Here is a 23898-nt window from a genome sequence, read left to right as displayed (position 1 = left end):
CTCCCCCACCTGTGGAGGAGATGGCCGGCAGGCCAGAGGGGGGTGTCCAGCACTCCAAGCCCAAATGAACCAGCCTCAAACGAAAACTCCCGGACTCTGGTGGAGCCCGGGAGGCATTTGCGCACGGGTCAGGAGTGGATGGCCGGTGCGGGTGGCGGGGTTTCTGTGGCCGGCATCGTTTCCTCCTCCGCCACCGGCCGCCTCGTGCGCATCAGCTTAAGCACGAAGACGAAAAACGCCGGGACGAAGAAGATGGCGAGCACCGTCGCTGATATCATGCCGCCGAGGACGCCGGTGCCGATGGCGTTCTGGCTGGCGGCGCTTGGGCCGGTCGCGATCGCCAGCGGCACGACGCCGAGGGTGAAGGCCAGTGAGGTCATGATGATCGGGCGGAAGCGGACGCGGGCGGCTTCTATTGCCGAATCCAGCAGGGATTTGCCTTCGGCGTAATAATCCTTGGCGAACTCCACGATCAGGATGGCGTTCTTGGCCGAGAGCCCGATGATGGCGATGAGGCCCACCTTGAAATAGATGTCGTTGGGCATATCGCGCAGCATCACAGCCGCGACCGAGCCGATGACGCCGAGGGGGACGACCAGCATGACCGAGAGCGGGATCGACCAGCTTTCGTAGAGACCCGCCAGAAGCAGGAAGACGAAGAGGATCGACAGGCCGAAGAGGAAGGGCGCCTGGCTGCCCGAGGTGATTTCCTCCGCTGACTGGCCGGACCATTCGAAGCCGAAACCATCCGGCAGTTGCGAGGCGAGGCGTTCCATTTCGGTGATTGCCGCACCCGAAGACTGGCCGGGGGCCGGGGCACCGGAGATACGCACGGTCGGATAGCCGTTGTAGCCGACAATCTGCGGCGCGCCCTTCTGCCATTGGGCAATGGCGAAGGAGGAGAGCGGCACCATGCCGCCGCTCGCATTGCGCACGTTGATCTTCATCACGTCGTCGATCTGCAGACGGGCGCGATCATCTGCCTGGACGATGACGCGCTGCATGCGGCCGGTATTCGGATAGTCGTTGATATAGGACGAGCCGAGATTGGCGGTGATCGCATTGTTGATATCGGCAAAGGAGATGCCGAAGGTGTTGGCCTTTTCGCGGTCGATCACCATCAGCACCTGGGCGGCATCCGGCATGCCTTCGACGCGCATGCCGGTCAGCACCGGGCTCTTGCCCGCCATCTGCATCAGCTGGCCGGCCGCCTCGACGAGGGCCACCTGACCCTTGCCGCCGCGGTCCTGCAGGCGGAAGGAGAAGCCGCCGGTGGCGCCGAAGCCTTCGATCGGCGGCGGCGAGAGCGCGAAGGTGGTGGCATCCTTCAGGGCGAAGAGCTGCCCGTTCACGCGATTGGCGATTTCCTGCACGGTGTTGCCGGGGCCGCGGTCTGCCCAGTCCTTCAAGGTGACGAAGGCAAGGGCGGCATTGGCGCCGTTGCCCGAGAAGGAGAAGCCTTGGATCGCGACGATGTTTTCGACGGCCGGTTCGGAGCGGAAGATCGCCTCAACCTGCTTGATGGATTCGATCGTGCGGTTGGCGCTCGCCTCCGGCGGTCCCTGGATATCGACGATCATGTAGCCCTGGTCTTCATCCGGCACGAAAGCCGTCGGCAGGTTGATGAAGAGATAGCCGAGGCCGACGACGAGGGCGAGATAGACGATCATCATGCGCCCGGCGCGGCGGGCCATACCCGTCACCGTCTTCGAATAGCCCGACGTGATGCGCTCGAAATTGCGGTTGAACCAGCCGCCGATGCCGCGCTTGTGGTGGTGGCCCTGCTTGATCGGCTTCAGGAATGTGGCGCAGAGCGCCGGCGTCAGGGACAGCGCCAGGAAGGCCGAAAACAGGATCGAGACGACCATGGTCAGCGAGAACTGGCGGTAGATGATGCCAGTCGAGCCGGGGAAGAAGGCCATGGGAATGAAGACGCAGGAGAGAACCAGCGTGATGCCCAGGATGGCTCCGGTGATCTGGCTCATCGCCTTCTGGGCGGCCGCCTTGGGCGACAGCCCTTCCTCGGCCATGATGCGCTCGACATTTTCGACGACGACGATCGCGTCATCGACGAGGATGCCGATCGCGAGCACCATGGCGAACATGGTGAGTACGTTGATCGAGAATCCGGTCGCATACATGACCGCGCAGGTTCCGAGCAGCGCCACCGGCACGACGAGCGTCGGGATGACCGTGTAGCGGAAATTCTGCAGGAAGATGAACATGACCACGAAGACGAGGGCGACAGCCTCGACCAGCGTGTGGATAACCTTCTCGATCGAGGCCGAGACGAAGGGGCTGGTATCGTAGGGAACGGAATATTCGATGCCGGACGGGAAGAAGCGGGAGAGCTCCTTCATTTTCGCGTTGACGGCGTTGGAGACGGCCACGGCATTACCGGTGGACGAGAGCTGGATGGCGATTGCAGCACTCGGCTGGCCGTTCAGGCGGCTCGTAAAGTTATAGGATTCCGCACCCTGTTCGACACGGGCGACATCCTTCAGGCGCACGGTGGAGCCATCGGCATTGGCGCGCAGGATGATCTCGCCGAATTGCTGCGGTGTCTGCAACTGGCCCTGAACGAGCACGGTTGCCGTCAGATCCTGGGTGACCGGGTTCGGCGCGGCGCCGATCTGGCCGGCGGCCACCTGGGCGTTCTGGGCGGTGATGGCGTTGTTGATGTCGTCGGTCGTCAGGTTCAGGCCGACCATCTTGTCCGGGTCGATCCAGACGCGCAGCGCCCGCTGGGCGGCAAAGAGCTGGGCGCGGCCGACGCCATCGATACGGCGCAGCTCGCCGATGATGTTGCGGGTGATGTAATCGCCGAGCGCCACTTCATCGCGGTTGCCGTCGGTCGAGGTCAGCGCGATGAACATCAGGAAGCCGGAGCTTGCTTCTTCCACGTTGATGCCCTGCGAGCGCACGGTGGCGGGCAGGCGGGCTTCGACGCGGCGGATGGCGTTCTGCACATCGACGGAGGCCTGGTCGATATCGGTGCCGGCGCGGAAGGTGGCGTTGATGCTGACCGAGCCGGAATTGTCCGAGGTCGATTCGAAATACATCAGGCCTTCGACGCCGTTCAGCTCATCCTCGATCTGGCGGGTGACGCCCTGATAGATCTCCTGCGGGGACGCGCCCGGATAGGAAGTGGAAATCGACAGCTGCGGCGGGGCGACCTTCGGATATTGCGAGACCGGCAGGAAGGGGATCGCGATGATGCCGGCAATCGAAATGAACAATGCGAAGACCCAGGCCAGGATCGGCCTGCGAATGAAGAATTGTGCCATGAGTTCTTACTCCGCAGGCTTCGTGGGGGCCGGGATGGAGGCGTCTGCCGTCGCATCCGGCTTCCAGGGTTCGGGCACGACGGTGGCGCCGGGCTGCACCTTCTGCACGCCATCGGCGATCACGGTTTCACCGGGCTTCAGGCCCGTTTCCACGACCCATTCGGAGCCGAGAACCTGGCCGAGCGTGACGGGGCGCAGCTCCGCCTTGTTGCCTTCGGCGAGCACATAGACCTGCGCTTGGCCGGCCTCGTTGCGGGTCACCGCGCGCTGCGGCACGGTCAGCGCATCCTGGCGCACTGCCTGTTCGATGCGCACGCGCACATACATGCCGGGCAGCAGATCGCCATGCTTGTTGGGGAATTCGGCGCGCAGCGTCACCTGCCCGGTATTGGGGTCGACATTGGCGCTGGCAAACAGCAGCCGGCCGGGTTCGGCATAGAGGCTGCCATCGTCGAAGACGAGCTCGACGCGGGCTTCGCCGGGTGCGGCACTCTCCAGCTTGCCCTCGGCCACCGCGCGTTTCAGGTTCAGGAGATCCTGGGCCGACTGGGTGAAGTCGGCATAAACGGGGTCGATCTGCTGGATCAGCGCCAGGTTGGATGTGCCGTCGGCGGTCACCAGCGCGCCTTCGGTGACCAGCGCGCCGCCGATGATGCCGGTAATGGGCGCACGGACTTCGGTATAGTCGAGATTGATCTTGGCTTCGTCGAGACCGGCCTCGGCGCTCGCCACATCGGCATCGGCCTGGGCAACGGCGACGGCCGCCGTATCGTAATCGATGCCGGTCGCGATATTTCGCTCCCTGAGGTTCTGCTGGCGCTCCAGTTGCAGGCGGGCATTCTGTTGCGTGGCCTTGGCGCGCTGCAGCGTCGCTTCGGCAGAGGCGACGCGGACGCGGAAGAGGCGCGGATCGATGCGGTAGAGCACGTCGCCCTGCTTGACGAGCGTGCCCTGTTCGAAGACGCGCTCCTGCAGGATGCCGGACACGCGGGCGCGCACTTCCGAAACGCGGGTTGCGGCAATGCGGCCCGGCAATTCGTTGATCACGGGCACGGCATGGGCCTTCATCTCAACCACGCCGACGGCCGCCGGCGGCATCTGCATTCCCTCTTCCTGGGCAAAGGTCTGCCCAGCGGCCAGTGCGAGAAGGGTGGTGGCCGCCATCATCGCCTTCAGGCGCGGCAGTCTGCTATTGCGCAACATGGATATATCCCTTTTTGGCCGCCCCGGCGGCTTGCTAGGTTATTGCTTTGGTTTCTTCGTCTTCACGCAATTCCGGACGGAAAACCGTTTCACACTTTTCCTGGAATTGCTTAGGTTAACGTCATTTCAGGGTTTTCAAGTCTTCGTGTCAGGCGGCTCGGGGAAGGTCGTGTAGACCTTGCGGATATCCTCGAGCAGTTCCTGCCGTTCCGGGCCGCTCCAGCGGTGGAAATCGAAGAGTTCGGTACAGTAGAAGCCGGTCAGCGCCAGATAGGCCATCAGCGCCGCCCGCGGTTTCGGCCCGGCGGTCATGGCCGCCAGATCGTCGAGCACCCATTTGCGGATGATCTGCTGCAGATTTTCCTCGCTCGACATCGACGCGCTGATCGCCATCGCAACGGCGCGGTCGGTATCATCGAGCGTCTTATCGGCAGCGGCAATGCGGCCGTAAAGCTCCGGGTGAGGGGTGTCCGCACTCGCCTTCACGCACTTTTCCATATGGGCAATATCGGCCCCGACGCGGCGGTCGACCAGCGCTTCCAGAAGCGCGCTCTTGGTCTTGTGGTCGTAGACGACGCGCGACTTGCTGACGCCCGCTTCCCTGGCGACGGCATCGATCGAAAGCCCCGTCGCACCTGATCGTACGACGACGCGCTCGGCAGCGTCGAGAATATCGTCGGCGGTGATCTTGCGCGTTCGCGTCATGGCTGCGGGTCCTGGTTTTTCGGCATAAAAATACGAACGTTCGGATTTAAATGCAAGCGCTTTTGTTTTTTGGCGTGGCAGCGCTGGTGGGCATGGCTTTCCGCGGTGCCGCCCACTATGGTCCAGGCCGAGAACACAGGGGGAACATGTGCGAATCAAGCTGGCCAAGGCGCAGCGCTATGCCTGCATCGCCACTGCGTGGGTCATCGTCCTTTTTCAGCTTCTGTCATTTGCCCAGGGCGGCATTTATGGGAGCGACTGGCTCTTTTCCTTCATCGTCGCTGCGGTGTTTGGGTTGCTAGGCACGCGGCGGATCACGGGGCAGCAAACGGAAGAGAGCTCGGTACCTAAAAGCACGCCACCCGAGGGACCGGCAAACGAGGCAGCGGCGCCTGAGACACCGGCACCTGAAGTCGACGCCTCGCAGGATGCCAATCCTACCGAGATGGACGAGATTAAACGCAGGATTCTCACTCTGAACGCCAAGGTTCTCTCTATGGAAATCACGTGGCGCGCTCGCAACATGATCAATTTGATCCCTAAGCCGTTCGAGACAAAGCAAGATGGCGACGAGCAGTTCGTGACGGGGGCCGACGGCCCACAACTGCTGGAGTACAGCAGATTGAGGGAAAAGACATGGCTACTTTGCTTCGGTCTCGTCGCAATCCGCAGGGCTGGGACGGACCTCGATTACGTCAATAATCTAGAATTTCTGGAAATGTGGCAGCAGACTTTCAACAGTATGGCGGATGAGGCCGTATTCCCGCAGGCGGGACTGGGCTTCACCATCTATCCTGAAGAAATGGTGCGTCGCTTTGTGTATGACATGGATGCCGTCAAGCATTTCGTGATTGATGCAGCCAAGGCAGCAAAGCGCGGCGAGGCAGGTGGTGCAAAGCCTTTACTCGATTGGATCGGTGAACAGGGATTGGAGATCTCCGAGCCGCAGTTGATCAAGAATGCTCTCAGGACGTTGGAAGAGTGGAAAGCCAATTCGCCTGTTTCTGCCTATCCGGAGTAGCGATTCGCAGGCGATGACAATGAGCAGCGTATGCATCCGCGCTCAGCCCGCCCGCAAAATCCGCGCCTCCACCGGCTGCCCGATGCCCTTGAGCGAAAGCATCCGCGCTTCGCTCTCGGCCACCAGTTCCGGCGCCTGACGGGCGGCTTCGGCGGAGATCACGATCTCGCCCGGTGCAGCCTGCGATTCCAGTCTCGCGGCCTGGTTCACAACGCCGCCGATCGCGGTGAAATCGCTGTGGAAGCTGGAGAATTCGCCGATCTGCACGTCGCCGGTATGAATGCCGACACCGACGCCGAGCGGTTCGCCGACGTCGATTTCGCCCAGCGCTTCGGCGCAGGCGCGCTGGATTTCAAGTGCGGCTGTGATGGCGGCTGCGGCATGGTCCCCGCGCTTGATCGGGAAATTGAAGATCGCCATCAGCCCGTCGCCCATCTGCTTGTTGACGATGCCGTCATTGGCCCAGATTGCGCCTGCCGAACGGTCCTGGAACAGGCTGACGATATGGCTGAGTTCGATGGCGCCAAGGCGCTCCGACAGGCCGGTATAGTTCCTGATATCGGCAAAGAGGATGGTGGCGCCTGAGGTGATCTGGCGCTGCTTCTTCACATATTGGAAGGAGCGCTCGCAGATCGTGCAGATATCGGGGTTCATCTTGCTTCTGGTGATGCCGAAGGCGCGCAGCGGCAGCGAGAGCGGGCCGCCTATGGGGATCGGCATGTGCATCTGGTCCCAGCAGCCGCGGCAGATGCCTGCGCTGCCTGGCCTTGCCGGATGCCTGGTCGCTGTCGTGGTGGTCATGGCTGCAATCCCCTGGTGAAGGCAGCTTCCGCCAGTCCGGCAGGTTTGGCAACAGGCAATGCCGGAGGTCAGGCGTCGTCAGGCAGGACGTTGCTCGCATCGGCTTCATGCAGCCGCTTTTCGGCAAGCGCGATGAAGGCACGCACCAGCGGCGAGAGGTGTTTGCTGCTGGGATAGACGACATGCAGCCCGCCCGCAGGCGTCGTATAGGTCTCCAGCACACGCTGCAGCCTGCCATCGGCGATGCAGGTGAAAGCGATGCCATAGGGCAGTTGCGCAATGCCGTAGCCGGCAAGGGCGGCGGCCATGACGGCCTGCATTTCGTTGGCGGCAAAACGGCCCGAGACGGTGACGGATTCTTCGCCCTTTTCTCCCTGCAGCACCCAGAGCGCATGGGCGGCGGAGGGTCCGGCGATGACGCATTGATGGGTCGCGAGATCGGCCGGTGTCGCCGGTGTGCCTGCACGCGCGAGATAGGCGGGGCTGGCGCAGAGCAGGCGGTAGGTGGGGCCGAGCCTTCGGGCGATCAGGGTGGAATCCTCCAGCGTTCCGGTGCGGAAGGCGAGATCGATGCCGTTGTCGATGAGGTTCAGTTTCTCGTCGGTGAGGCGCAGCTCGACCCTGGATTTCTCGTAGGTCGCCATGAACTCGAAGACCGTATCGGCCAGGAAGTGGCTGACGAAGCCGACAGGGGCGGAAATGCGGATCGTGCCCGCGGGCTCGGCGCGGGCTTCGGCCAGCCGGATATTGGCCTCCTCGATGCGCCGCAGCGCCTGGCTCGCCTCCTCGTAATAGAGACGCCCGGCATCGGTCATGCCGAGGCTGCGGGTGGTGCGCTGCAGAAGCCGCACGCCGAGTTCGCGCTCCAGAGCGGCGATGCGGCGGCTGACCGTCGTTTTCGGGGTGCCGATGAGCCGCGCGGCTGCGGTGAAGCTGCCGGCTTCGATGACGCGGGCGAAGATCGCGATGTCGTTCAGGTCGATCATTGATGCCTGTGATGGGACGATGTTTTGCATTTGTAGGCCATTATGGCTCAATGCGACAATCCCTAACTTTGGATCATCAGCAACGACCCCAACGAAAGGGAGTATTGAGATGAGCATCAGCAGAACCGTTCTCGTAACAGGCGCAACCGGCCAGCAGGGCGGCGGCGTCGCCCGCGCTCTTGTCTCGCGCGGCCATCACGTCAAGGCGTTGACCCGCAGGCCGGACAGCGATGCCGCCAGGCGTCTTGCCGCAACCGGTGTCGAGGTCGTCGCCGGCGATCTCGACGACAAGGTCTCCATCGTTCAGGCGGCAAAGGGCGTCGAAACGATGTTTCTCATGGGCAACAGCTATGAGGCAGGCATCGAGGCGGAGACGCGCCAGGGCATTGCGGCCGCCGATGCGGCGAAGGAGGCCGGCATCGGCCATCTGATCTATTCCTCGGTATCCGATGCCGACAGGAAGACAGGTATCAGGCATTTCGACAGCAAATATCTGGTCGAACAGCATATTGCCGGGCTCGGCATTCCCTACACGATATCGGCCCCGGTCGCCTTCATGGAAAACACCGTTGCCCCCTGGACGATCGCCGGCCTGAAGCAAGGCTTTTATGCCGCGGCCCTGCCGCCGGCCCGCGTGCTGCAGCAGATCACCACCGATGATATCGGCCATTTCGTCTCCGCGCTTGCGGAGCGTCGCGAGCAGGTCTTCGGCAAGCGGTTCAACATTGCCGGCGACGAACTTTCGGGCGAGGCGCAGGCGAAGATCCTCTCGGACGCCATCGGCCGGCCGATCCGTTTCCAGGAGCTGCCGATCTCCGTACTTCGCCAGCAGAACGAGGACCTAGCGCTGATGTATGAATGGTTCGACCGCACCGGCTACTCCGCCGATATCGCAGCGCTGCGCAGGGATTTCCCCGAGGTCGGTTGGCACAGCTATGCCGACTGGGCGAAGGCTTTCGACTGGAGTGTTCTTGATAAGGCGTGATGTCTTGCGGACTGCGGTACCGGCTACCGCAGTCCGTCCTGTCAGGGCTTGTCCGGGACAGGCCCGAGCATGGCGGAGGGTGGGCTGTCGTCTTCTTGAGGGCGTCCTTCACTCCTGTGCCGTCGGCCGGATAACGATATCGCCGACATCGACATCGGCGGGCTGCTCGATCGCGAAGGCGATGGCGCGGGCGATTGCATCTGGCGTAATCGCCATCTCCTCCATGCTCCTGGTGATGCCAGCCTTCACGGCGGGGCTGGTCAGGGAGTCCGCAAAGTTCGTGCGGATGAAACCCGGCGAGATATTGGTCACGCGCAGGTTCGGGCCGGCCTCCTGGCGCAGGCCCTCGGCGATGGTGCGCATGGCGTTCTTGGTGCCGGCATAGACGGCCATGGTCGGCTTGATGGTGATGCCCGCGGTCGACAGGGTATTGACGAAATGGCCGAAACCCTGGCGGCGGAAGACGGGCAGGGCAGCGGCAATGCCGTAGAGCGGCCCCTTGATATTGACGTCGATCATCTCCTCCCAATCCTCGACGCGCAATTCGTCCATCGGCGAAATCGGGCCGATGCCGGCATTGTTGATCAGCACGTCGAGCGTTCCATAGGTGTCGCGGGCGAGTCCGACGAGCGCTTCCAGATCGGCGCGTTTCTTCACGTCGACGGTGTGGTAGATCGCGTCGCCGCCTTGCTCTTTGATGCGCCGCGCCAACGCCTGCAGCTTCTCGGTACGCCTTGCGCCCAGCACGATCTTCGCGCCGCGCTCGGCCAACAGCAGTGCGGACGCTTCGCCGATGCCGCTGCTGGCACCGGTGATGGCGATGATCTTGTCCTTGATCGGTGACATCTCGTTCTCCTTTGTTACCCAAAGGATTGCAGCGATGGAATGGAGAATCTATGCTGCAGGCTCCGTCATTTCGTCGAGATCGTCCAGAAACCATGATCGATCCCCTGTCCGATGTGTTTTCGCTCGTTGATATCGACAGCGCCCGCTGCACGCGTTTCGAGGTTGGCGGGCAGTGGGCCTTCCGCTTTCCGCCAAAGCCGGCGCTGAAGTTCGTGGCGGTTCTCAAGGGCGCATGCTGGATCATCCTGCCCGGCGAGCCGCCCTTTGCGCTGACAGCCGGCGATACGTTCCTGCTTGCCAATGCGCCCGCCTACGTGATCGCCAATGACCTGCAGAGCGAACCTGAAGATGGCATCGCCTTCTTCGATTGGGAGCATTCGAACATTGCCCGGCACGGCGGCGACGAGACGGCGCTGATCGGCGGCAGTTTCGTCATTGCCGGCGGCAATGCGCAGCTGCTCATCGATGCGCTGCCGCCCTTCATCCATATTCCGGCAAGTGATCGCGCCGCCGGCATCCTCCGCGCCACGCTCGCCACCCTCGACGATGAACTCGGGGCGGGCGAGATGGGCTCCACGCTGATGACGAGGCGCATGGGCGATATTCTCCTGGTGCAAGCGCTACGCGCCTATGTCTCCCGCGTCGGCCCCGAGAATGCCGGATGGATCGGTGCGCTTGGCAATCCGCATATCGGCAAAGCGATCAGCCTTGTTCACAACGAGCCCGGCCATCGCTGGACGGTGAATGAGCTTGCAGGCCGCACCGGCATGTCGCGCTCCGCCTTTGCCGAGCGCTTCCGGACACTGGTCGGCGTCGCACCGCTCGATTATGTCACGCGCTGGCGCATGCACCGCGCCCGCGAGGCGCTGCGTCGCAAGGAAGCGAGTGTGGCAAGCCTTGCCGCCAGCCTCGGCTATTCCTCCGAAAGTGCCTTCGGCAATGCGTTCAAGCGCGTTTTCGGCCGTGCACCGAAACGCTACTGGCAGGACGCGGGCTGATCTGCCGGCTCCCTTGACGGCGGGTCACCGGGCACCACTTCACTTCATCACTGAAGCGGAGGGTTCCGGTGCACCGGTTCGATCATTATCTGGTTTTCATCCTGTTGGCGCTCGGTGGCGGGCTTCTTATCGGTCTCATGAACCAGCCGGGCGAATGGTATGATTCTCTTGCCAAGCCCTGGTTCACGCCGCCGGGCTGGCTGTTCGGTCCGGCCTGGACGATCCTCTATATCCTTGTTGGCATCGCCGGCGCGCGGACCTTCGAGCACAGCAGGAATTCACCTGTCATGATCATCTGGATCGCCCAGCTCGTCTTGAACTTTGCCTGGTCGCCGGCCTTTTTCGGCCTGCAGTTTCCCGCACTCGGCCTTGTCATCATCATCGCCCTGCTGGTGCTGATAACAGTCTTCATCGGGCTGTCGTGGCGACGCGATCGGCTGGCATCGGTGCTGTTTGTTCCCTACGGCTTGTGGGTGGCATACGCCACTGTTCTCAATGCGGCTGTCGTCGCGTTGAATTAGGGTTCCTGCCGCTTGCCGCAGTGCCCACGAGCCCTAAAAATAAAGGTGGGCATGTCCCGTTTATATGTCGCTTTCGGGGGAGGCTGCGATGGCGTCGAGTTTCAATGTCGAAAGTGCCGATGGTTACGAACGGCTGATGGGGCGCTGGAGCAAGCGGCTCGCGCCCGGGTTCATCGATTTTGCCGGGCTTGCGGATGGGGAAAGCGTTCTCGATGTCGGCTGCGGCACGGGAAGCCTCACTTTCGCTCTGGCGGGAAGGCCCGGTCTCAAATCGATCACGGCCATCGATTTTTCGCCCGTTTTCGTGGAGGCAGTCACCCAACGCAACACGGACCCGCGCATCACCATTCAACAGGCGGATGCCTGCGCGCTGCCCTTCGAGGATGACAGTTTCGATCGGGCGCTGTCGCTGCTCGTACTGCATTTCGTGCCGGAGGCCGGCAAGGCGGTGGCCGAGATGCGCCGCGTCGTGCGGCCGGGCGGCGTGGTCGCCGCCGCCGTCTGGGACCATTATGGCGGCATGTCCGGCATGCGCATGGTGTGGGATACGGTCGCCATGATCGACGCCAGCGCGCGGGCGATGCGCCATCGCTATTCTTTCCAGCCGATGATGCGGCCGGGGGAGATGAAGGCGAGCTTCGTCGAAAACGGTCTCGCCGATATCGAGGAGACGTCGCTGACGATCCGCATGGATTACAGTTCCTTCGACGACTTCTGGGCGCCCATCGCCGCCGGTGAAGGCCCGCTCGGCAAATATGTGGCGGGGCTGGATGCCTATACCCGCACCAGGGTCGATACCGCGGTCAGGGAGGCTTATGAGGCAGGGGAGCCGGACGGGCCGCGGTCGTTTGCGTCGGTTGCCTGGGCCTGCCGGGGCAAGGTGGTGGCGTGAGGTTGATCTGGGTGCGATCGATATCAGGAGGTTAGGGAGGCGAGGGTGTGCCGTGGGCACCCTTGCTCCCTGATCCTGTGCGCTCACGCCAGCGCTGCGCTTCAGGAGCGACATCGATCCCCAGCCTCACCTCGGCCGGCGGATCGCCCGTACCTTGCCGCTGCCGCCGCCGCCGGCATAGAAGATATCGGCTCCATCGGATTCCAGCCCGGAAACGCCGGTGCCCTCGGGCATGTCAAGCCGCTCCAGAACGTCACCCGTCCTGGGGTCGACGCGCCTGATGTCGCTCTTGTCGTCCTGCCAGGTGGCGTGCCACAGCTCGCCATCCACCCAGGTCACACCCGTCACATGGCGCTTGGATTCGATCGTGCGCAGGATCTTGCCGGTCTCCGGGTCGATCTCGTGAATGCAGTTGTCGCGGTACTGGCCGACCCAGAGGCTGCCCTCGCACCAGGCCATGCCGGAATCGGCCCCCTTGCCGGGGGCAGGGATGGTGGCGACGACGGCGCCGGTCTCGGGGTCGATCTTGCGGATCTTGTCTTCGGCGATCTGGAAGATGTGGCGCCCGTCAAAGGCGGTGCCGGCATGGGCGGCGACGTCGATGGTGGTGAGTTCGGCGCCACTTTTGGGGTCCAGCGCCCGAAGGTTTTCGCCGGCGGCAAACCACACCCGGCTGCCGTCGAAGGTGACGCCGCCGATATTGCGAGTGCCCTCGAAGGGGCCGTATTCCCTGATGATCTCTGCCTGTGCCGTCTTCATGGTGTCGCGTCCTCTCTTTGTTTTCACCACAGATGCTAGTCGCTCGGCAGCGGCCCCGGGAGTAACAATGTTGTCGGGAAGCCGACGACCGGCGGCATCATCCAGCGCCGCGCGCGGCCATTGCCGAAAAACTGCACCTTGCCGGCCGCTCCGAGCGCATCGAGCGCCCGCTGCACCGTGCGCGGGCTGAGGCTGAGCGCAATCGCCAGCGCCGTGCTGGACCAGGATTCTCCGTCGGCGAGCAGCGCCAGCAGGAAGGCGTGCTCTTCCTCGACCGGAGGTGCGAGGACGACGACTTTTCTCCCACCGTGCGGCTGAAGCGTAAAACCGTGGCTTGTCGCCTTGATTTCAGCAAGACCGGCAAGGGCGGCGCGCAGCCGGCCGATCTCGACGCGCAGCCGCGCCCGATGGGATTCATCGGCATGGCGGGCGCGGAAGGCGCGGGCAAGCAGAGCGGAGCGGGAGACATCCGAAGGTGCCGCTTCAGCAAGCGCGCGGGCGAGCGTGAAAAGCACCTGGCGGCTCGCCAGCGGCACGATCCGAGCACCTGCGCGCACGACATTGCGGCAGGCATCGATGACTAGCGTATTGGAGGCAAGCAGCGCCTCGACCTCTTCGAGCCTCAGCAGACGGTTCCTGCCGCCATCAATCAGCCGGGCGGCGGGCGCTTCCAGAACCCTTGCCGCATCCCGCACCTCGACGGCGAGCGCGGGGATATCGGCCTTCAATGCTGCCTGTCCTGCCCTTGCCAGTGCCGCGCGCGCTGGTTCCGTGCGCAGCCGGCGGATCGCCACGCCGGCAACGGCGAGTTCATGGCCGGCGCGGGCGGCCGGCGGCAGGGGCGAGGGGTCGAGATCAGCCAGCAGCTTTTCGGCCGCATCCAGACGGCCGATCAACAGCAGGCGGCGGATCTGCAGGTTGCGGGCATGGGCGGCATTGACGCGGTCGCCGCGTCTTGCGAGCGTGGCGCGGGCCGCTTCCAGCGCCTTTTCCGGCCAGGTCAGATCGCGCGAGACCAGGGCGATCTCGGCTTCGGCGACGATGCAGCGGGCACGCGCCACCGGTTCCCGCGGGCCGAAGGCGCGGGCAGCGCTTTTCAGGAGTGTCTTGGCGCGGGTGAGATCGCCGAGCTGGGCCATGGCAATGCCGCGCAGGGCAAGCGCCGGCGGATCGTCGCGCAGCGCCACGCGCTTCATCGCGCCCAGCGCATCGCCCACGGCGAGCGCCTGTGCGGCAGCTGTTATCAGCGAGTCCATCGGAATCCCGTCACACTTGTAACTCCCACCCCTCGGGCATCCAGACCTAGTTTATTCCCCATCGGCAGGCAACGGCCCGCCGTCACACACGTATCAACGCAAGTGAGGAGAAGAACCATGATGACGCACAAGACCGGAACACGGGCGGAATGGCTGCAGGCGCGGCTGGCGCTCCTGGAAGAAGAAAAGGCGCTGACGCGCCGCAGCGACGAGATCGCCGTCAAGCGCCAGGACCTGCCCTGGGTGAAGATCGAGAAGGAATACAGGCTGGAGACGGAAAAGGGCGTCAAGCCGCTTTCGGCGCTCTTCAAGGGCCGTTCGCAGCTTCTCGTCTACCATTTCATGTTCGGCCCGGATTATACGGCGGGCTGCCCGTCCTGCTCGTCGATCGCCGATGGTTTCAACGGTGTGACCGTGCATCTGGAAAACCACGATGTCGCCTTCAGCGCCGTTTCCCGCGCGCCGCTGGAAAAGCTTCTGGCGTTCAAGCGCCGCATGGGCTGGACCTTCGACTGGGCCTCGTCATCGTCAAGTGATTTCAACCGTGACTTCAATGTCTGGTTCACGCCGGAGGAACAGCAGAGCGGCGGCATCGAATATAACTTCCGCCGCGAACCGCCTGTCCCCGCCGTGCTGCAGAAGCAGGAAGCGAGTGCCGAACAGAGCCCGGCCGACCTGATCGCCTCGATGACCGGCACCGACATCAACACCTTCGCCCGCGAGAGACCAGGCCTCAGCGCCTTCGTGATGCGGGACGGCGATATCTACCACACCTACTCCTCCTATGCCCGCGGGCTGGATGGCGTCTGGGGCATGTACCAGTGGCTCGACCGCGCCCCGTTCGGCCGCAACGAGGAGGGCGTCTGGTGGCGCCACCACGACCGCTACGAGGCAGCCTGATGCGCCCGTCAGCATCCATACCAGGAGCCGGCAGTTCCGCCGGCTCCCACCTGCCATCGGGCATTGCGCGGGGTCTGTCCCTTGCGGCGACACCGACCTTTGCCGTCATGGCGGCACTTTCGGCGAGCGAGCCCGCGGCCGACATGATCTGCTCGATGAGCGGCATGTCGATGCATGGGGCGTCGGCCTTCAGCGGCATGGTGCCGATGTATGCGCTGATGAGCCTGTTCCATGTCGGGCCGTGGCTGAGGCTGATGGGCGAGGGAGGGCTTCGTGGCTCCTGAGGCGGCGGAGGTTTTGAATACATTGCCCTGTGATAATTTTGACCAACCGTTGCATATTGCCTGCCTGCGCCAATAGGTCGTATGAAATCCCGGTCAATGTTGGCGCTGGGGAGCGGGGACTTGCGGATATTTGCGATTGCATTGGGAATGCTGATGGCCTTTATGGCCGCCGCTTCCGCCTTCGGCCAGGAAATCAAAGAAGACCCGTCCTGCGCGGAGGTGAATTACGCCTATGTCGTCACCCGCTCGACCGAATTGTATGGCGCAAAATTCTACGACGTGTTGCCGGATGGTCCACGGCAGTTTGCGGAGATGTATGTCGATTGGCACACGGCGTTCTACAAGACTATGGATGCATCGACATGGGATCAGACCGATCGATCGGGCTGGTCCCCTCTGGACCGTTTCGGGCCAAAGTTCAGATCCTGTGTTCTGGCAGATGAGAACGGAGAGCAGGGCAATGAAATCCGGCATTTCACGGCCACATGGCATCAATTTCCCTATTCTGCCTATGCAGATATCTGGATATCGGTGAGGGATAAATGGATCGTTCGTGTCGAGCGACGGTCGATGCATCCAAGTGAGTTCAAGTTTGGAACGACATCGGGAACTGTTCTTGAGGTTTTCGATTATGACCGTGCGAGGGTAGCCGCAGCTTATGGGCTTGGTACGACGCCCATCAGCGAGGATCCGTCTTGCGCCGAGGTGAATTATGCCTATGCGGCGACACGATCGAGCCGGCTTTACAGTGAAAAGCTCTATGACGTTCGCAAGGATGGCGCGGGCAAGCAGTATGCGGAGATGCGGATCGATCGGGATACCCTTTACTACAGGCCGCTGAAGAGGCCGGATTGGGATCGCTTTCCGCGGGCCAATTGGTCGCTGAAGGATGCATTTGGTCCCAAGTTCCAATCATGCAAGTTCGAAGGCGAGCACAAGGAGGGGGGCGGCAAGGTCCGGCGGTACAGCGGAAAATGGCAAGACAATGGGGTTGAAGCGGATATGAACGTGTGGATCTCCTCGAGAGACAAGCGCTTTATCCGCGTGGAGCGACGCTTCAAAAATCCTGAGTATCCGAACAAAAAATTCGGAACGACCGAAGGGACAACACTGGAAGTCTTCGACTTTAAACCGGCCACGGGTATCGCGCCAAAACAGACGTCGGCTTCTGATCGGAAGGTCAGTAACGACTAAAGGTATCGCGGGTGGCACAGCCCCCTACCCAGCGGAGAGGGCCGGCCCAGTAAACGTTTGACCGAGAGTAGTTTTGGATCACCCCCAATCGCGCCGATGTGATGGAACCCAGTCAGCAACACTGACGTTTCCGACCCGCTGTCTCCCGACAGCAAGCCCACCCTGACACCCCTTCCGACGGCATCCGGAATTGCCCGCCTCGCCGCCGCTTTCGGACGGAGGAAATGCATATGTCCGCACTGGCAAGCCTGCGAGCTCTCACGCCGCAGCAGCGCAACGCCGTCATCGCCAGCTATCTCGGCTGGACGCTCGACGCCTTCGATTTCTTCATTCTCGTCTTCGTTCTCAAATATATAGCCGAAGAGTTCCATACCGACGTTGCCGCGGTGTCCATTGCGATCTTCCTCACCCTTGCCATGCGGGCGCTCGGCGCCCTGATCTTCGGGCTTGCGGCGGACCGTTACGGGCGGCGCATCACGCTGATGGTGGATGTGCTCCTCTATTCGCTGTTCGATTTCCTGACCGGCTTTTCCACCGGACTCACCATGTTCCTGGTGCTGCGCGCGCTCTATGGCATCGCCATGGGCGGGGAGTGGGGTGTCGGCGCCTCGCTCGTGATGGAGACTGTGCCGGAGGAAAGCCGTGGCATCGTCTCGGGCATTCTGCAGGCGGGGTACCCCTCGGGTTATCTGCTGGCTTCGCTGCTGTTCTTCCTGCTCTTTCCTGTGATCGGCTGGCGCGGCATGTTCTTCGTCGGCGTGGCTCCGGCGCTGCTCGTGTTCTATATCCGCCGCAATGTTCAGGAGAGCCCGGTCTTCGTGAAACGCCAGCAGCAGGGGCGCCGGCCGTTCCTCGCCGTGCTGCGCGAAAACATTCCGCTCTTCATATGGGCGGTGCTCTTGATGACCGCCTTCAATTTCTTCAGCCACGGCACGCAGGATATCTACCCGACCTTCCTCGAAACGCAGCGCAATTATTCGAGCTATACGGTCGGCGCGATCGCCATCATCTACAATATCGGCGCGATAGCAGGCGGGCTGTTCTTTGGGGCGCTCTCACAGCGCATCGGCCGCAAGCGGGCGATCGTCATCGCCGCACTGATAGCCGTACCCGTGGCACCGCTCTGGGCCTATGCGCCGGGGCCGGTGCTGCTTGCGATCGGCGCCTTCCTGATGCAGTTTTTCGTGCAGGGTGCTTGGGGCATCGTGCCCGTGCATCTCAACGAGCTTTCTCCCGACGAGGTACGCGGCACATTTCCGGGCTTTGCCTATCAGCTCGGTAATCTGCTTGCATCCGGCAATGCGACGATGCAGGCAGGTCTCGCCGCCCATTGGAACGGTGACTACGCGGGCGCGTTGGTCATCGTAGCCGTCGTCGTCGCCATCGCGGTCGCGGTACTGTCGGGCCTCGGGTACGAGAAGAAGGATGTGCTCTTCGGCACGGAGGAGGCTGAAGCGCCCCGTGGCGCGATTCATCGCGCCTGACTTCTTCTCGATAGGGGCCGCGCCTGCTGCATAATTCCTTAAATCGGAATCCATTTAAGGGCAAAATTATGCAGAACCTCAAAGTGTTACAGCGTCCTTTGCGCGTCTTAAAAGACCCCGCGGCGCTGTCGTGCGCGGCCTCCTCTTTTTGTTCTTCCTGCAATTATGACGGTTATTTCGCTTTTCTTTTTTGGGACTGCGGTTAAAACTTTAACTTGCAAACTTGGGGAGGGGGAAATGGTTGCTTACTGGAAATTGCGTTACGCATTTCGACGTTATCCGGCAGACAAACGGAAGGCGTTGCGAGATCAGACGATCGACGGATTGAAACGGCTCAAGGCGCAGATCGCTGCCGCCATGCCGATCCGGACTGCCGGACAGACCTTGCTGCTGGGCACATGGAACATCCGCAATTTCGATGACAACCGCTTCGGCAACGGCCCGCGGCTCGATGAGAGTTTCTTCTATCTCGCAGAGGTGGTTTCGGCCTTCGATATCATCGCGGTACAGGAGATTTGCGAAGATATGGCGCCCTTCGAGCGGCTGATGGAAACGGTCGGTCCGGAATATGATTACATCATGACCGATGTTACGCTGGGGGAATCCGGCAACAAGGAGCGACTGGGCTTCATCTACAACAAGAACAAGGTTCATTTCACCGGGGTTGCCGGTGAACTGGTGCTGCCTTTCGATCAGCAGATCTCCGACGTGACCAAGGCCAGACAATTTGCCCGAACGCCTTTTTCCTGCAGTTTCCAGTCGGGCTGGTTCAAGTTCAATTTCGCGACCGTCCACATCTATTACGGCAAGGACAAGCTGACGGCGCCGGAATTCAAAAGGCGCGTGAATGAAATCGATGCGGTTGCAGAATTCGTCGCCGATCGTGCCAAGGAGGACAAGACGACCGCACATATTCTCGTCGGCGATTTCAATATTGACGCTTTCGATGCGCCGACCTTCGATGCACTGGCCAGACACGGCTTCCAGGTCTTCAAGAATAATATAGGCAGCAACTCCACCCAGACGAAGTTCTATGACCAGATTTCCTTCATGCCGGAGGCGGGTGAGGTGAGCCTCGCCAATCCTGGCAGCGGCAAGGCGCATGGTGTGCTGAACGTGTTCGAGTCCGTTTTCCGGAAGGACGATTTGAAGCTTCACCGCGATGCCGTGATCGCCTCCATCGACAGCAAGATCGCAGCCGCCGACGAAGAGATCGCTCGTCAGCAGAGGGCCGCAGACAAACCAGGCGCCACGCCTGAAAGAATAGCGACCGCACAGAGGAAGATCACCAAGCAGAGGGCCTTTATCGCCGAGCAGACGGTCCTGAAGACCGATGAGCCGAAGCTGCAGGCTTTCTACGAGGAATGGCGCACCTACCAGATCAGCGATCATTTCCCGCTTTTCGTGGAATTGAATATCGATTTTGCCGCAGGCTATCTCGACAAGCTGAAGAACGACGAACCGGTCATCCCGTAAGGGGGAAAACACCATCCGCCTTGGACGTTCGGGACGGATGCATCGGCGTCGTCCCGTTCCGGCCCTGGCAGAAATTCCCGCATAGGTCTTTCTTAACCCGTTCGGTCTAACGTCCTCCATGCGCCGGTTCTGTATCGCGTCCCGCCGCGAGGGTTCATGGATAGTAATTTCGCCTTCCTGCTGCCGGTCATGATGCTGATTTTCGGCTGCACCTTCCTGATCGTGAGCCGTTTCGGGTCGCGGGAAGCCAGGTTGTGGGGGCCGGGTTATCTCTTTGCCGCGGCCGCTTTTTCCGTTCCGCTGATCGATAGCCTGGTTGCCGAGCGCACCGCATCGCTGATCGCCGACGCGCTGTTCCTGATCTCGTTCATTTTCTATTCGGGCGCGCTGCTCGCCCGTTTCGGGCTGCCGTCCTGGCTGGCGCAGCGTCTCGGCTTTGCAGGGGCGATCTACGCGGGGATCCTCTATGCCGCGCTGGTCCTCAAGAGCATTCCGGTGGAATTTCTGCTGGATGATCTCGGCTGCGCGACGCTGCTCGCCTTTGCGATCGCCACCAGCCTGCGGCGCATGCGCCATGCGGCGGACAAGGTGCTGCTGGGGGTCTCCGGCCTTGTGGTTGCCGATACGATTGTCCGCAATATCGTTTTCGTCTTCATCATCCCGTCCTATGGCGGCCACGACGATTTCATCTCGTCGCAATATGCCTTCTATATGCAGGCCTCGGCATCCATCCTGGCGCTGATATTTGCGCTCGCGGCACTTGCGGCAGCCACCTTCGATACCATCACGGCGCACCGCGATGCCGCCGAGCGCGATCCGCTGACCGGCATGCTCAACCGACGCGGTTTCGATCGTATGGTCCGTGATCGCGGCCGGGTGCAGGGCGCCGCCATCATCTGCGACATCGACAATTTCAAATGGGTGAACGATACGTTCGGTCATGGCGCCGGCGACGAGGTGATCCGCGCCTTTGCCGAGATACTGCAGGTGCGGCTGCCGGAAGGCGGCTTTGCGGCGCGCTTCGGCGGCGAGGAATTCGTGATCTTCCTGCCTGAAACGCCGCTGGTGGCGGGTGCCGATTTCGCCAACCGGGCGCGGCTTGCCTTTGCGGCGATCGACCGCAAGGCGATCGGGTCCGACGGCGCGATCACCGCAAGCTTCGGCGTTGCCGGCGCCAATCCCGCCGATCATTCCCTCTACGAGCAAATCGCCCGGGCCGACAAGGCGCTCTATGGGGCCAAGGAGGCCGGGCGCAACAAGGTGATGGTCGAGGGCGAACCACCCAGCGACATGTCCGGGCCGCGTCTTTATCGCGCATCGGAAAAGCACGGCTGCTGAGGCGATATCGGCCGGTCTTCGACCCGGCCTCGTGGTGGCAATTGACAAATCCGCCGGCTATCAATGCCCTGTCAGAGATACGCCGAATCCAACGATTTCAATAGATTACAAATCGTCCATGTCCGAAAATTGCCGCAATTCCTGCAGATTGCCGGCGCAATTGGCTGAGACCTTGTCACTATCCGGTGATGAGGAGGTGAACGGTCATGAGCCTGTCTTTTCCGACAATGGCGGCGATCCGTTTCGGTTACGGGTTGCGGCCGGGCGAGAACCCGCCGCAGACGAAGGATGATCTGATCGGGCAGGTGACGCGCGGCGCCGATATCGTGCCGGGCTTTCCCGTCGGCGGCATCGAGGCGCGGCATACGCAGATCCTCGATTTGCAGGACAGGCTCAGGCAGATCCGGCAGGCCGATGGCGACGATCTTGCCCGGCGGCAGCAGCGGCGGCTTCTCCAGCGCCGGGCGCAGGTGCTCTTCCAGATGGATGCCAATGCGCGGCTGATGCAATCCGTGCTTTCGCCTTATGGTTTCAACGAGCGGCTGGCGACGTTCTGGACCAATCATTTCTCCACGAGTGCCGCCAAGAGCCTGCCGATGCGGCTGATCGTGCCGCTCTATGAGGCCGAGGCGATCCGTCCCTATATGGGCGGCAAGTTTTCGACGCTGCTGCGCAGTGCCACCGAGCATCCGTCGATGCTGATCTATCTCGACCAGGCGCAGTCGCTGGGGCCGGATTCGAAGGGCGGCATGCGGCGCAACAAGGGGCTGAACGAAAATCTCGGCCGCGAGCTTCTGGAACTGCACACCCTCGGTGCCGGCAGCGGCTATACGCAGGCTGATGTGCGCTCGGCGGCCATGGTGCTGACCGGGCTGACAATCGACCCGCAGGAAATGGAGACCGCCTTCCGGCCGCAGATTTCCGAGCCCGGAAAACACGAGGTGCTTGGGATCAGCTACGGCGGGGCAAAGCGCACGCGCAAGGATTACCTTGCCATGCTCGACGATCTCGCAGCCAATCCGAAGACGGCGGAGCATATCAGCCGCAAGCTCGCAGTGCATTTTATCTCCGACCAGCCGCCGCAAGAGATGATCGCGGCCATGAGCGAGGCGTGGAAGAAGACGGATGGCGAGTTGTCCGCCGTCTATCGCGCCATGCTCGATCATCCGGCCGCCTGGCGGGATGACGGCGCCAAGGCACGCCAGCCTTTCGATTATATCGTCGCCGGCTTGAGGGCGCTGAACAGCGGTTCTGGTGCCGGCGATGTCGCAGCCTTCATGCAGGCCTATCAGGGGGACGATGCCGATAGCGACGAGATGATGACGATGCAGCCGAAGAAGCAGGATGGGGCGCCTGACGGGCAGGCGATGATGCAGGCGCCGCCGAGCCCAGATGACGAGGCGCGCATCAAACGTCGCAAGGCTTTCCAGATGGCACGCGCGATCGGGCAGGGCGCTCTTCGCCGCATGGGCCAGCCCACGTGGCTGCCGTCGAGCCCGGCCGGCTTCGAGGAGAGTTTTTCCGCCTGGATTACGGCAAGCCAGCTCTCGGAGCGGCTTGCCTGGGCCAGACGCGCCAGCGCCCAGTTCGGCAGGGATGTCGATCCGCGTGAGTTCCTGAAGGCGACGCTGGCAGATGCCGCCCGCGACGAGACGATCCGTGTGGTCTCGCAGGCGCCGAGCAGGGCGAGCGGCCTGACGCTGGTTCTCGCTTCCCCCGAATTCAACCGTCGATAGACGCAAAACGCTTCTGCTGGAATTGCTTTAGGAGCCGGTCATGACAGAGTTCACGCTTTCCCGCCGCGGTTTTCTCGCTTCCGCCTGCTGCCTTGCCGCAGCCCCCATCTTCACTCCGGTGACCTTCGCGGCGATGCCCGGCGACAACCGTTTCGTAACGATCGTGCTGCGGGGGGCGATGGACGGGCTCGATCTGGTACAGCCCTATGGCGATGCCGGTTTTGCGGCGCTGAGGCCCACGCTGGCGCTGACGCCGGACAAGGGGCTTATCGATCTCGATGGGCATTTCGGGCTAAACCCGGCAGCGGCCGACCTGCTGCCGCTGTGGAAGGCCAAAGAGCTCTCCTTCGTCCATGCCGTCTCCACGCCCTATCGCGACCAGCGCAGCCATTTCGACGGGCAGGACATGCTGGAATCCGGCGGCGAACATGTGGCCGAGGAAAAGACCGGCTGGCTGAACCGGGCGCTCGCCGTCATCCCGCGCTCGGATGCGAGGAAGGCGATCGACGTCAATACCTCGACCGAGCTGATCCTGACCGGGCCGAACAATGTCGATGTCTGGGCGTCGGACTCCAATCTCGGGCCGGCCAAGGACGAGATGCAGTTCCTGATGCGGCTCTATGCCGGCGACCCGGCCTTTGCCAAGGCGATGGACGAGGCGATGCGCGCCAACAGCGCCTCCATGATGGCAGAACCATCCGGTCAGCGCGGCGAGAAGATCACCGATGTCGCGGCGCTAGCCGGCAATATGCTGAAGGGCGATTACCGCATCGCCAGCTTCTCGATCACCGGCTGGGATACGCATGTCGGCCAGTTCGGCCAGTTCAAGCGGCCGGTGCAGGATCTGGCGCAAGCGATCACCACGCTGAAGGCGACGATGGGAGCCGATCTCTGGGCGAAGACGGTGGTGCTCGCCATGACGGAATTCGGTCGCACCGTGCGGGAGAATGGTTCCGCCGGGACGGATCATGGCACGGGCGGCTGCGCAGTGCTGGCGGGTGGGGCGATCGACGGCGGGAGGATTCTCGGCAGATGGCCGGGGATTGTGGATGGGGCGCTGCTCGATGATCGGGATCTGATGCCGACGGCGGATGTGCGGGAACTGGCGGCGGCGATGCTCTACCGGCAGTTCGATGTGTCGGCCGAGGATCTGACGGGGAAGATTTTTCCGGGATTGAGTTTCGACAAGGGGTCGCAGTTCTTGCGGACTTGAGGCATCCTCACCT

The 23898-nt window shown here is 62.4% G+C and carries 21 protein-coding genes; 13 read left to right on the top strand and 8 right to left on the bottom strand.

All coding sequences use genetic code 11. The annotated features are described in order from the left end of the window. Positions 1 to 128: 128 nt before the first annotated feature. From ACK9YZ_RS10210 to ACK9YZ_RS10200, 3 genes are all read right to left on the bottom strand, one after another. Positions 129 to 3287: a multidrug efflux RND transporter permease subunit gene (locus ACK9YZ_RS10210; RefSeq protein WP_416066488.1), complete on the bottom strand. Its 3159-nt coding sequence runs from the start codon at positions 3285 to 3287 to the stop codon at positions 129 to 131. Positions 3288 to 3293: 6 nt separating this feature from the next. Beyond that, complete coding sequence (locus tag ACK9YZ_RS10205) at positions 3294 to 4490, bottom strand: efflux RND transporter periplasmic adaptor subunit (protein ID WP_416066487.1); 1197 nt, start codon at positions 4488 to 4490, stop codon at positions 3294 to 3296. Positions 4491 to 4625: 135 nt separating this feature from the next. Next, complete coding sequence (locus ACK9YZ_RS10200; RefSeq protein ID WP_416066486.1) at positions 4626 to 5195, bottom strand: TetR/AcrR family transcriptional regulator; 570 nt, start codon at positions 5193 to 5195, stop codon at positions 4626 to 4628. 148 nt (positions 5196 to 5343) lie between these two features. Between ACK9YZ_RS10200 and ACK9YZ_RS10195 the strand changes: the two genes are divergently transcribed. Next, the gene (locus ACK9YZ_RS10195) at positions 5344 to 6216 is read left to right on the top strand and encodes a hypothetical protein (protein WP_416066485.1); all 873 of its coding nucleotides are present in this window, start codon (positions 5344 to 5346) and stop codon (positions 6214 to 6216) included. Positions 6217 to 6258: 42 nt separating this feature from the next. On the opposite strand, the gene ACK9YZ_RS10190 is transcribed toward ACK9YZ_RS10195, so the two are convergent. Next, positions 6259 to 7017 carry an adenylate/guanylate cyclase domain-containing protein gene (locus ACK9YZ_RS10190; RefSeq protein WP_416066484.1) on the bottom strand — a complete coding sequence of 253 codons (759 nt, stop codon included), beginning with the start codon at positions 7015 to 7017 and terminating at the stop codon, positions 6259 to 6261. A gap of 68 nt (positions 7018 to 7085) precedes the next feature. Next, positions 7086 to 8003, bottom strand: coding sequence for a LysR substrate-binding domain-containing protein (locus ACK9YZ_RS10185; protein ID WP_416066483.1), 918 nt, complete (start codon positions 8001 to 8003; stop codon positions 7086 to 7088). 109 nt (positions 8004 to 8112) lie between these two features. Between ACK9YZ_RS10185 and ACK9YZ_RS10180 the strand changes: the two genes are divergently transcribed. Beyond that, positions 8113 to 8988, top strand: coding sequence for an NmrA/HSCARG family protein (locus ACK9YZ_RS10180; RefSeq protein ID WP_416066482.1), 876 nt, complete (start codon positions 8113 to 8115; stop codon positions 8986 to 8988). A gap of 108 nt (positions 8989 to 9096) precedes the next feature. On the opposite strand, the gene ACK9YZ_RS10175 is transcribed toward ACK9YZ_RS10180, so the two are convergent. Continuing rightward, positions 9097 to 9834: an SDR family oxidoreductase gene (locus ACK9YZ_RS10175; RefSeq protein WP_416066481.1), complete on the bottom strand. Its 738-nt coding sequence runs from the start codon at positions 9832 to 9834 to the stop codon at positions 9097 to 9099. A gap of 92 nt (positions 9835 to 9926) precedes the next feature. Between ACK9YZ_RS10175 and ACK9YZ_RS10170 the strand changes: the two genes are divergently transcribed. The 3 genes from ACK9YZ_RS10170 (at position 9927) to ACK9YZ_RS10160 (ending at position 12245) form a co-directional block, all read left to right on the top strand. Next, a complete protein-coding gene (locus ACK9YZ_RS10170) occupies positions 9927 to 10832 on the top strand; it encodes an AraC family transcriptional regulator (protein ID WP_416066480.1) in 906 nt (301 codons plus the stop codon). Positions 10833 to 10900: 68 nt separating this feature from the next. Then, positions 10901 to 11353 (top strand): TspO/MBR family protein, encoded by a 453-nt coding sequence (locus tag ACK9YZ_RS10165; RefSeq protein ID WP_253958297.1) that lies wholly within the window; start codon positions 10901 to 10903, stop codon positions 11351 to 11353. Between the two features lie 88 nt (positions 11354 to 11441). Continuing rightward, positions 11442 to 12245, top strand: a complete 804-nt coding sequence (locus ACK9YZ_RS10160) for a class I SAM-dependent methyltransferase (RefSeq protein ID WP_416066479.1) — start codon at positions 11442 to 11444, stop codon at positions 12243 to 12245. Positions 12246 to 12371: 126 nt separating this feature from the next. Here the strand turns inward: ACK9YZ_RS10160 and ACK9YZ_RS10155 are convergent, their stop codons facing one another. Together ACK9YZ_RS10155 and ACK9YZ_RS10150 are read right to left on the bottom strand one after the other, a co-directional pair. Next, positions 12372 to 13004 (bottom strand): PQQ-binding-like beta-propeller repeat protein, encoded by a 633-nt coding sequence (locus ACK9YZ_RS10155; protein ID WP_416066478.1) that lies wholly within the window; start codon positions 13002 to 13004, stop codon positions 12372 to 12374. 35 nt (positions 13005 to 13039) lie between these two features. Then, complete coding sequence (locus ACK9YZ_RS10150; RefSeq protein ID WP_416066477.1) at positions 13040 to 14260, bottom strand: helix-turn-helix domain-containing protein; 1221 nt, start codon at positions 14258 to 14260, stop codon at positions 13040 to 13042. 117 nt (positions 14261 to 14377) lie between these two features. Here ACK9YZ_RS10150 and ACK9YZ_RS10145 point away from each other — a divergent pair, with 117 nt between their 5' ends. From ACK9YZ_RS10145 to ACK9YZ_RS10110, 8 genes are all read left to right on the top strand, one after another. Further along, the gene (locus ACK9YZ_RS10145) at positions 14378 to 15160 is read left to right on the top strand and encodes a DUF899 domain-containing protein (protein WP_416066476.1); all 783 of its coding nucleotides are present in this window, start codon (positions 14378 to 14380) and stop codon (positions 15158 to 15160) included. After that, positions 15160 to 15444 (top strand): hypothetical protein, encoded by a 285-nt coding sequence (locus ACK9YZ_RS10140; protein WP_416066475.1) that lies wholly within the window; start codon positions 15160 to 15162, stop codon positions 15442 to 15444. Before ACK9YZ_RS10145 ends, ACK9YZ_RS10140 begins: the two co-directional genes overlap by 1 nt. Before the next feature lie 120 nt (positions 15445 to 15564). Next, on the top strand, positions 15565 to 16638 hold the full coding sequence (locus tag ACK9YZ_RS10135; protein WP_416066474.1) for a hypothetical protein: 1074 nt from the start codon (positions 15565 to 15567) through the stop codon (positions 16636 to 16638). A gap of 230 nt (positions 16639 to 16868) precedes the next feature. After that, a complete protein-coding gene (locus ACK9YZ_RS10130) occupies positions 16869 to 18122 on the top strand; it encodes an MFS transporter (protein WP_416066473.1) in 1254 nt (417 codons plus the stop codon). A 237-nt stretch (positions 18123 to 18359) separates the two neighbouring features. Beyond that, complete coding sequence (locus ACK9YZ_RS10125; RefSeq protein ID WP_416066472.1) at positions 18360 to 19598, top strand: endonuclease/exonuclease/phosphatase family protein; 1239 nt, start codon at positions 18360 to 18362, stop codon at positions 19596 to 19598. A gap of 156 nt (positions 19599 to 19754) precedes the next feature. Continuing rightward, entirely contained in the window at positions 19755 to 20936 is a 1182-nt protein-coding gene (locus ACK9YZ_RS10120; RefSeq protein WP_416066471.1) for a GGDEF domain-containing protein, read from the top strand. Between the two features lie 206 nt (positions 20937 to 21142). Beyond that, positions 21143 to 22672: a DUF1800 domain-containing protein gene (locus ACK9YZ_RS10115; RefSeq protein WP_416066470.1), complete on the top strand. Its 1530-nt coding sequence runs from the start codon at positions 21143 to 21145 to the stop codon at positions 22670 to 22672. A gap of 40 nt (positions 22673 to 22712) precedes the next feature. After that, positions 22713 to 23885, top strand: a complete 1173-nt coding sequence (locus ACK9YZ_RS10110; protein WP_416066469.1) for a DUF1501 domain-containing protein — start codon at positions 22713 to 22715, stop codon at positions 23883 to 23885. Positions 23886 to 23898 lie beyond the last annotated feature (13 nt).

The sequence above is a fragment of the Rhizobium sp. ZK1 genome (assembly GCF_047782645.1).
Lineage (GTDB): Bacteria > Pseudomonadota > Alphaproteobacteria > Rhizobiales > Rhizobiaceae > Rhizobium.
The sequence above is the reverse complement of the archived record's forward strand: the minus strand, read 5'-3'. Positions and strand labels throughout refer to the sequence as shown.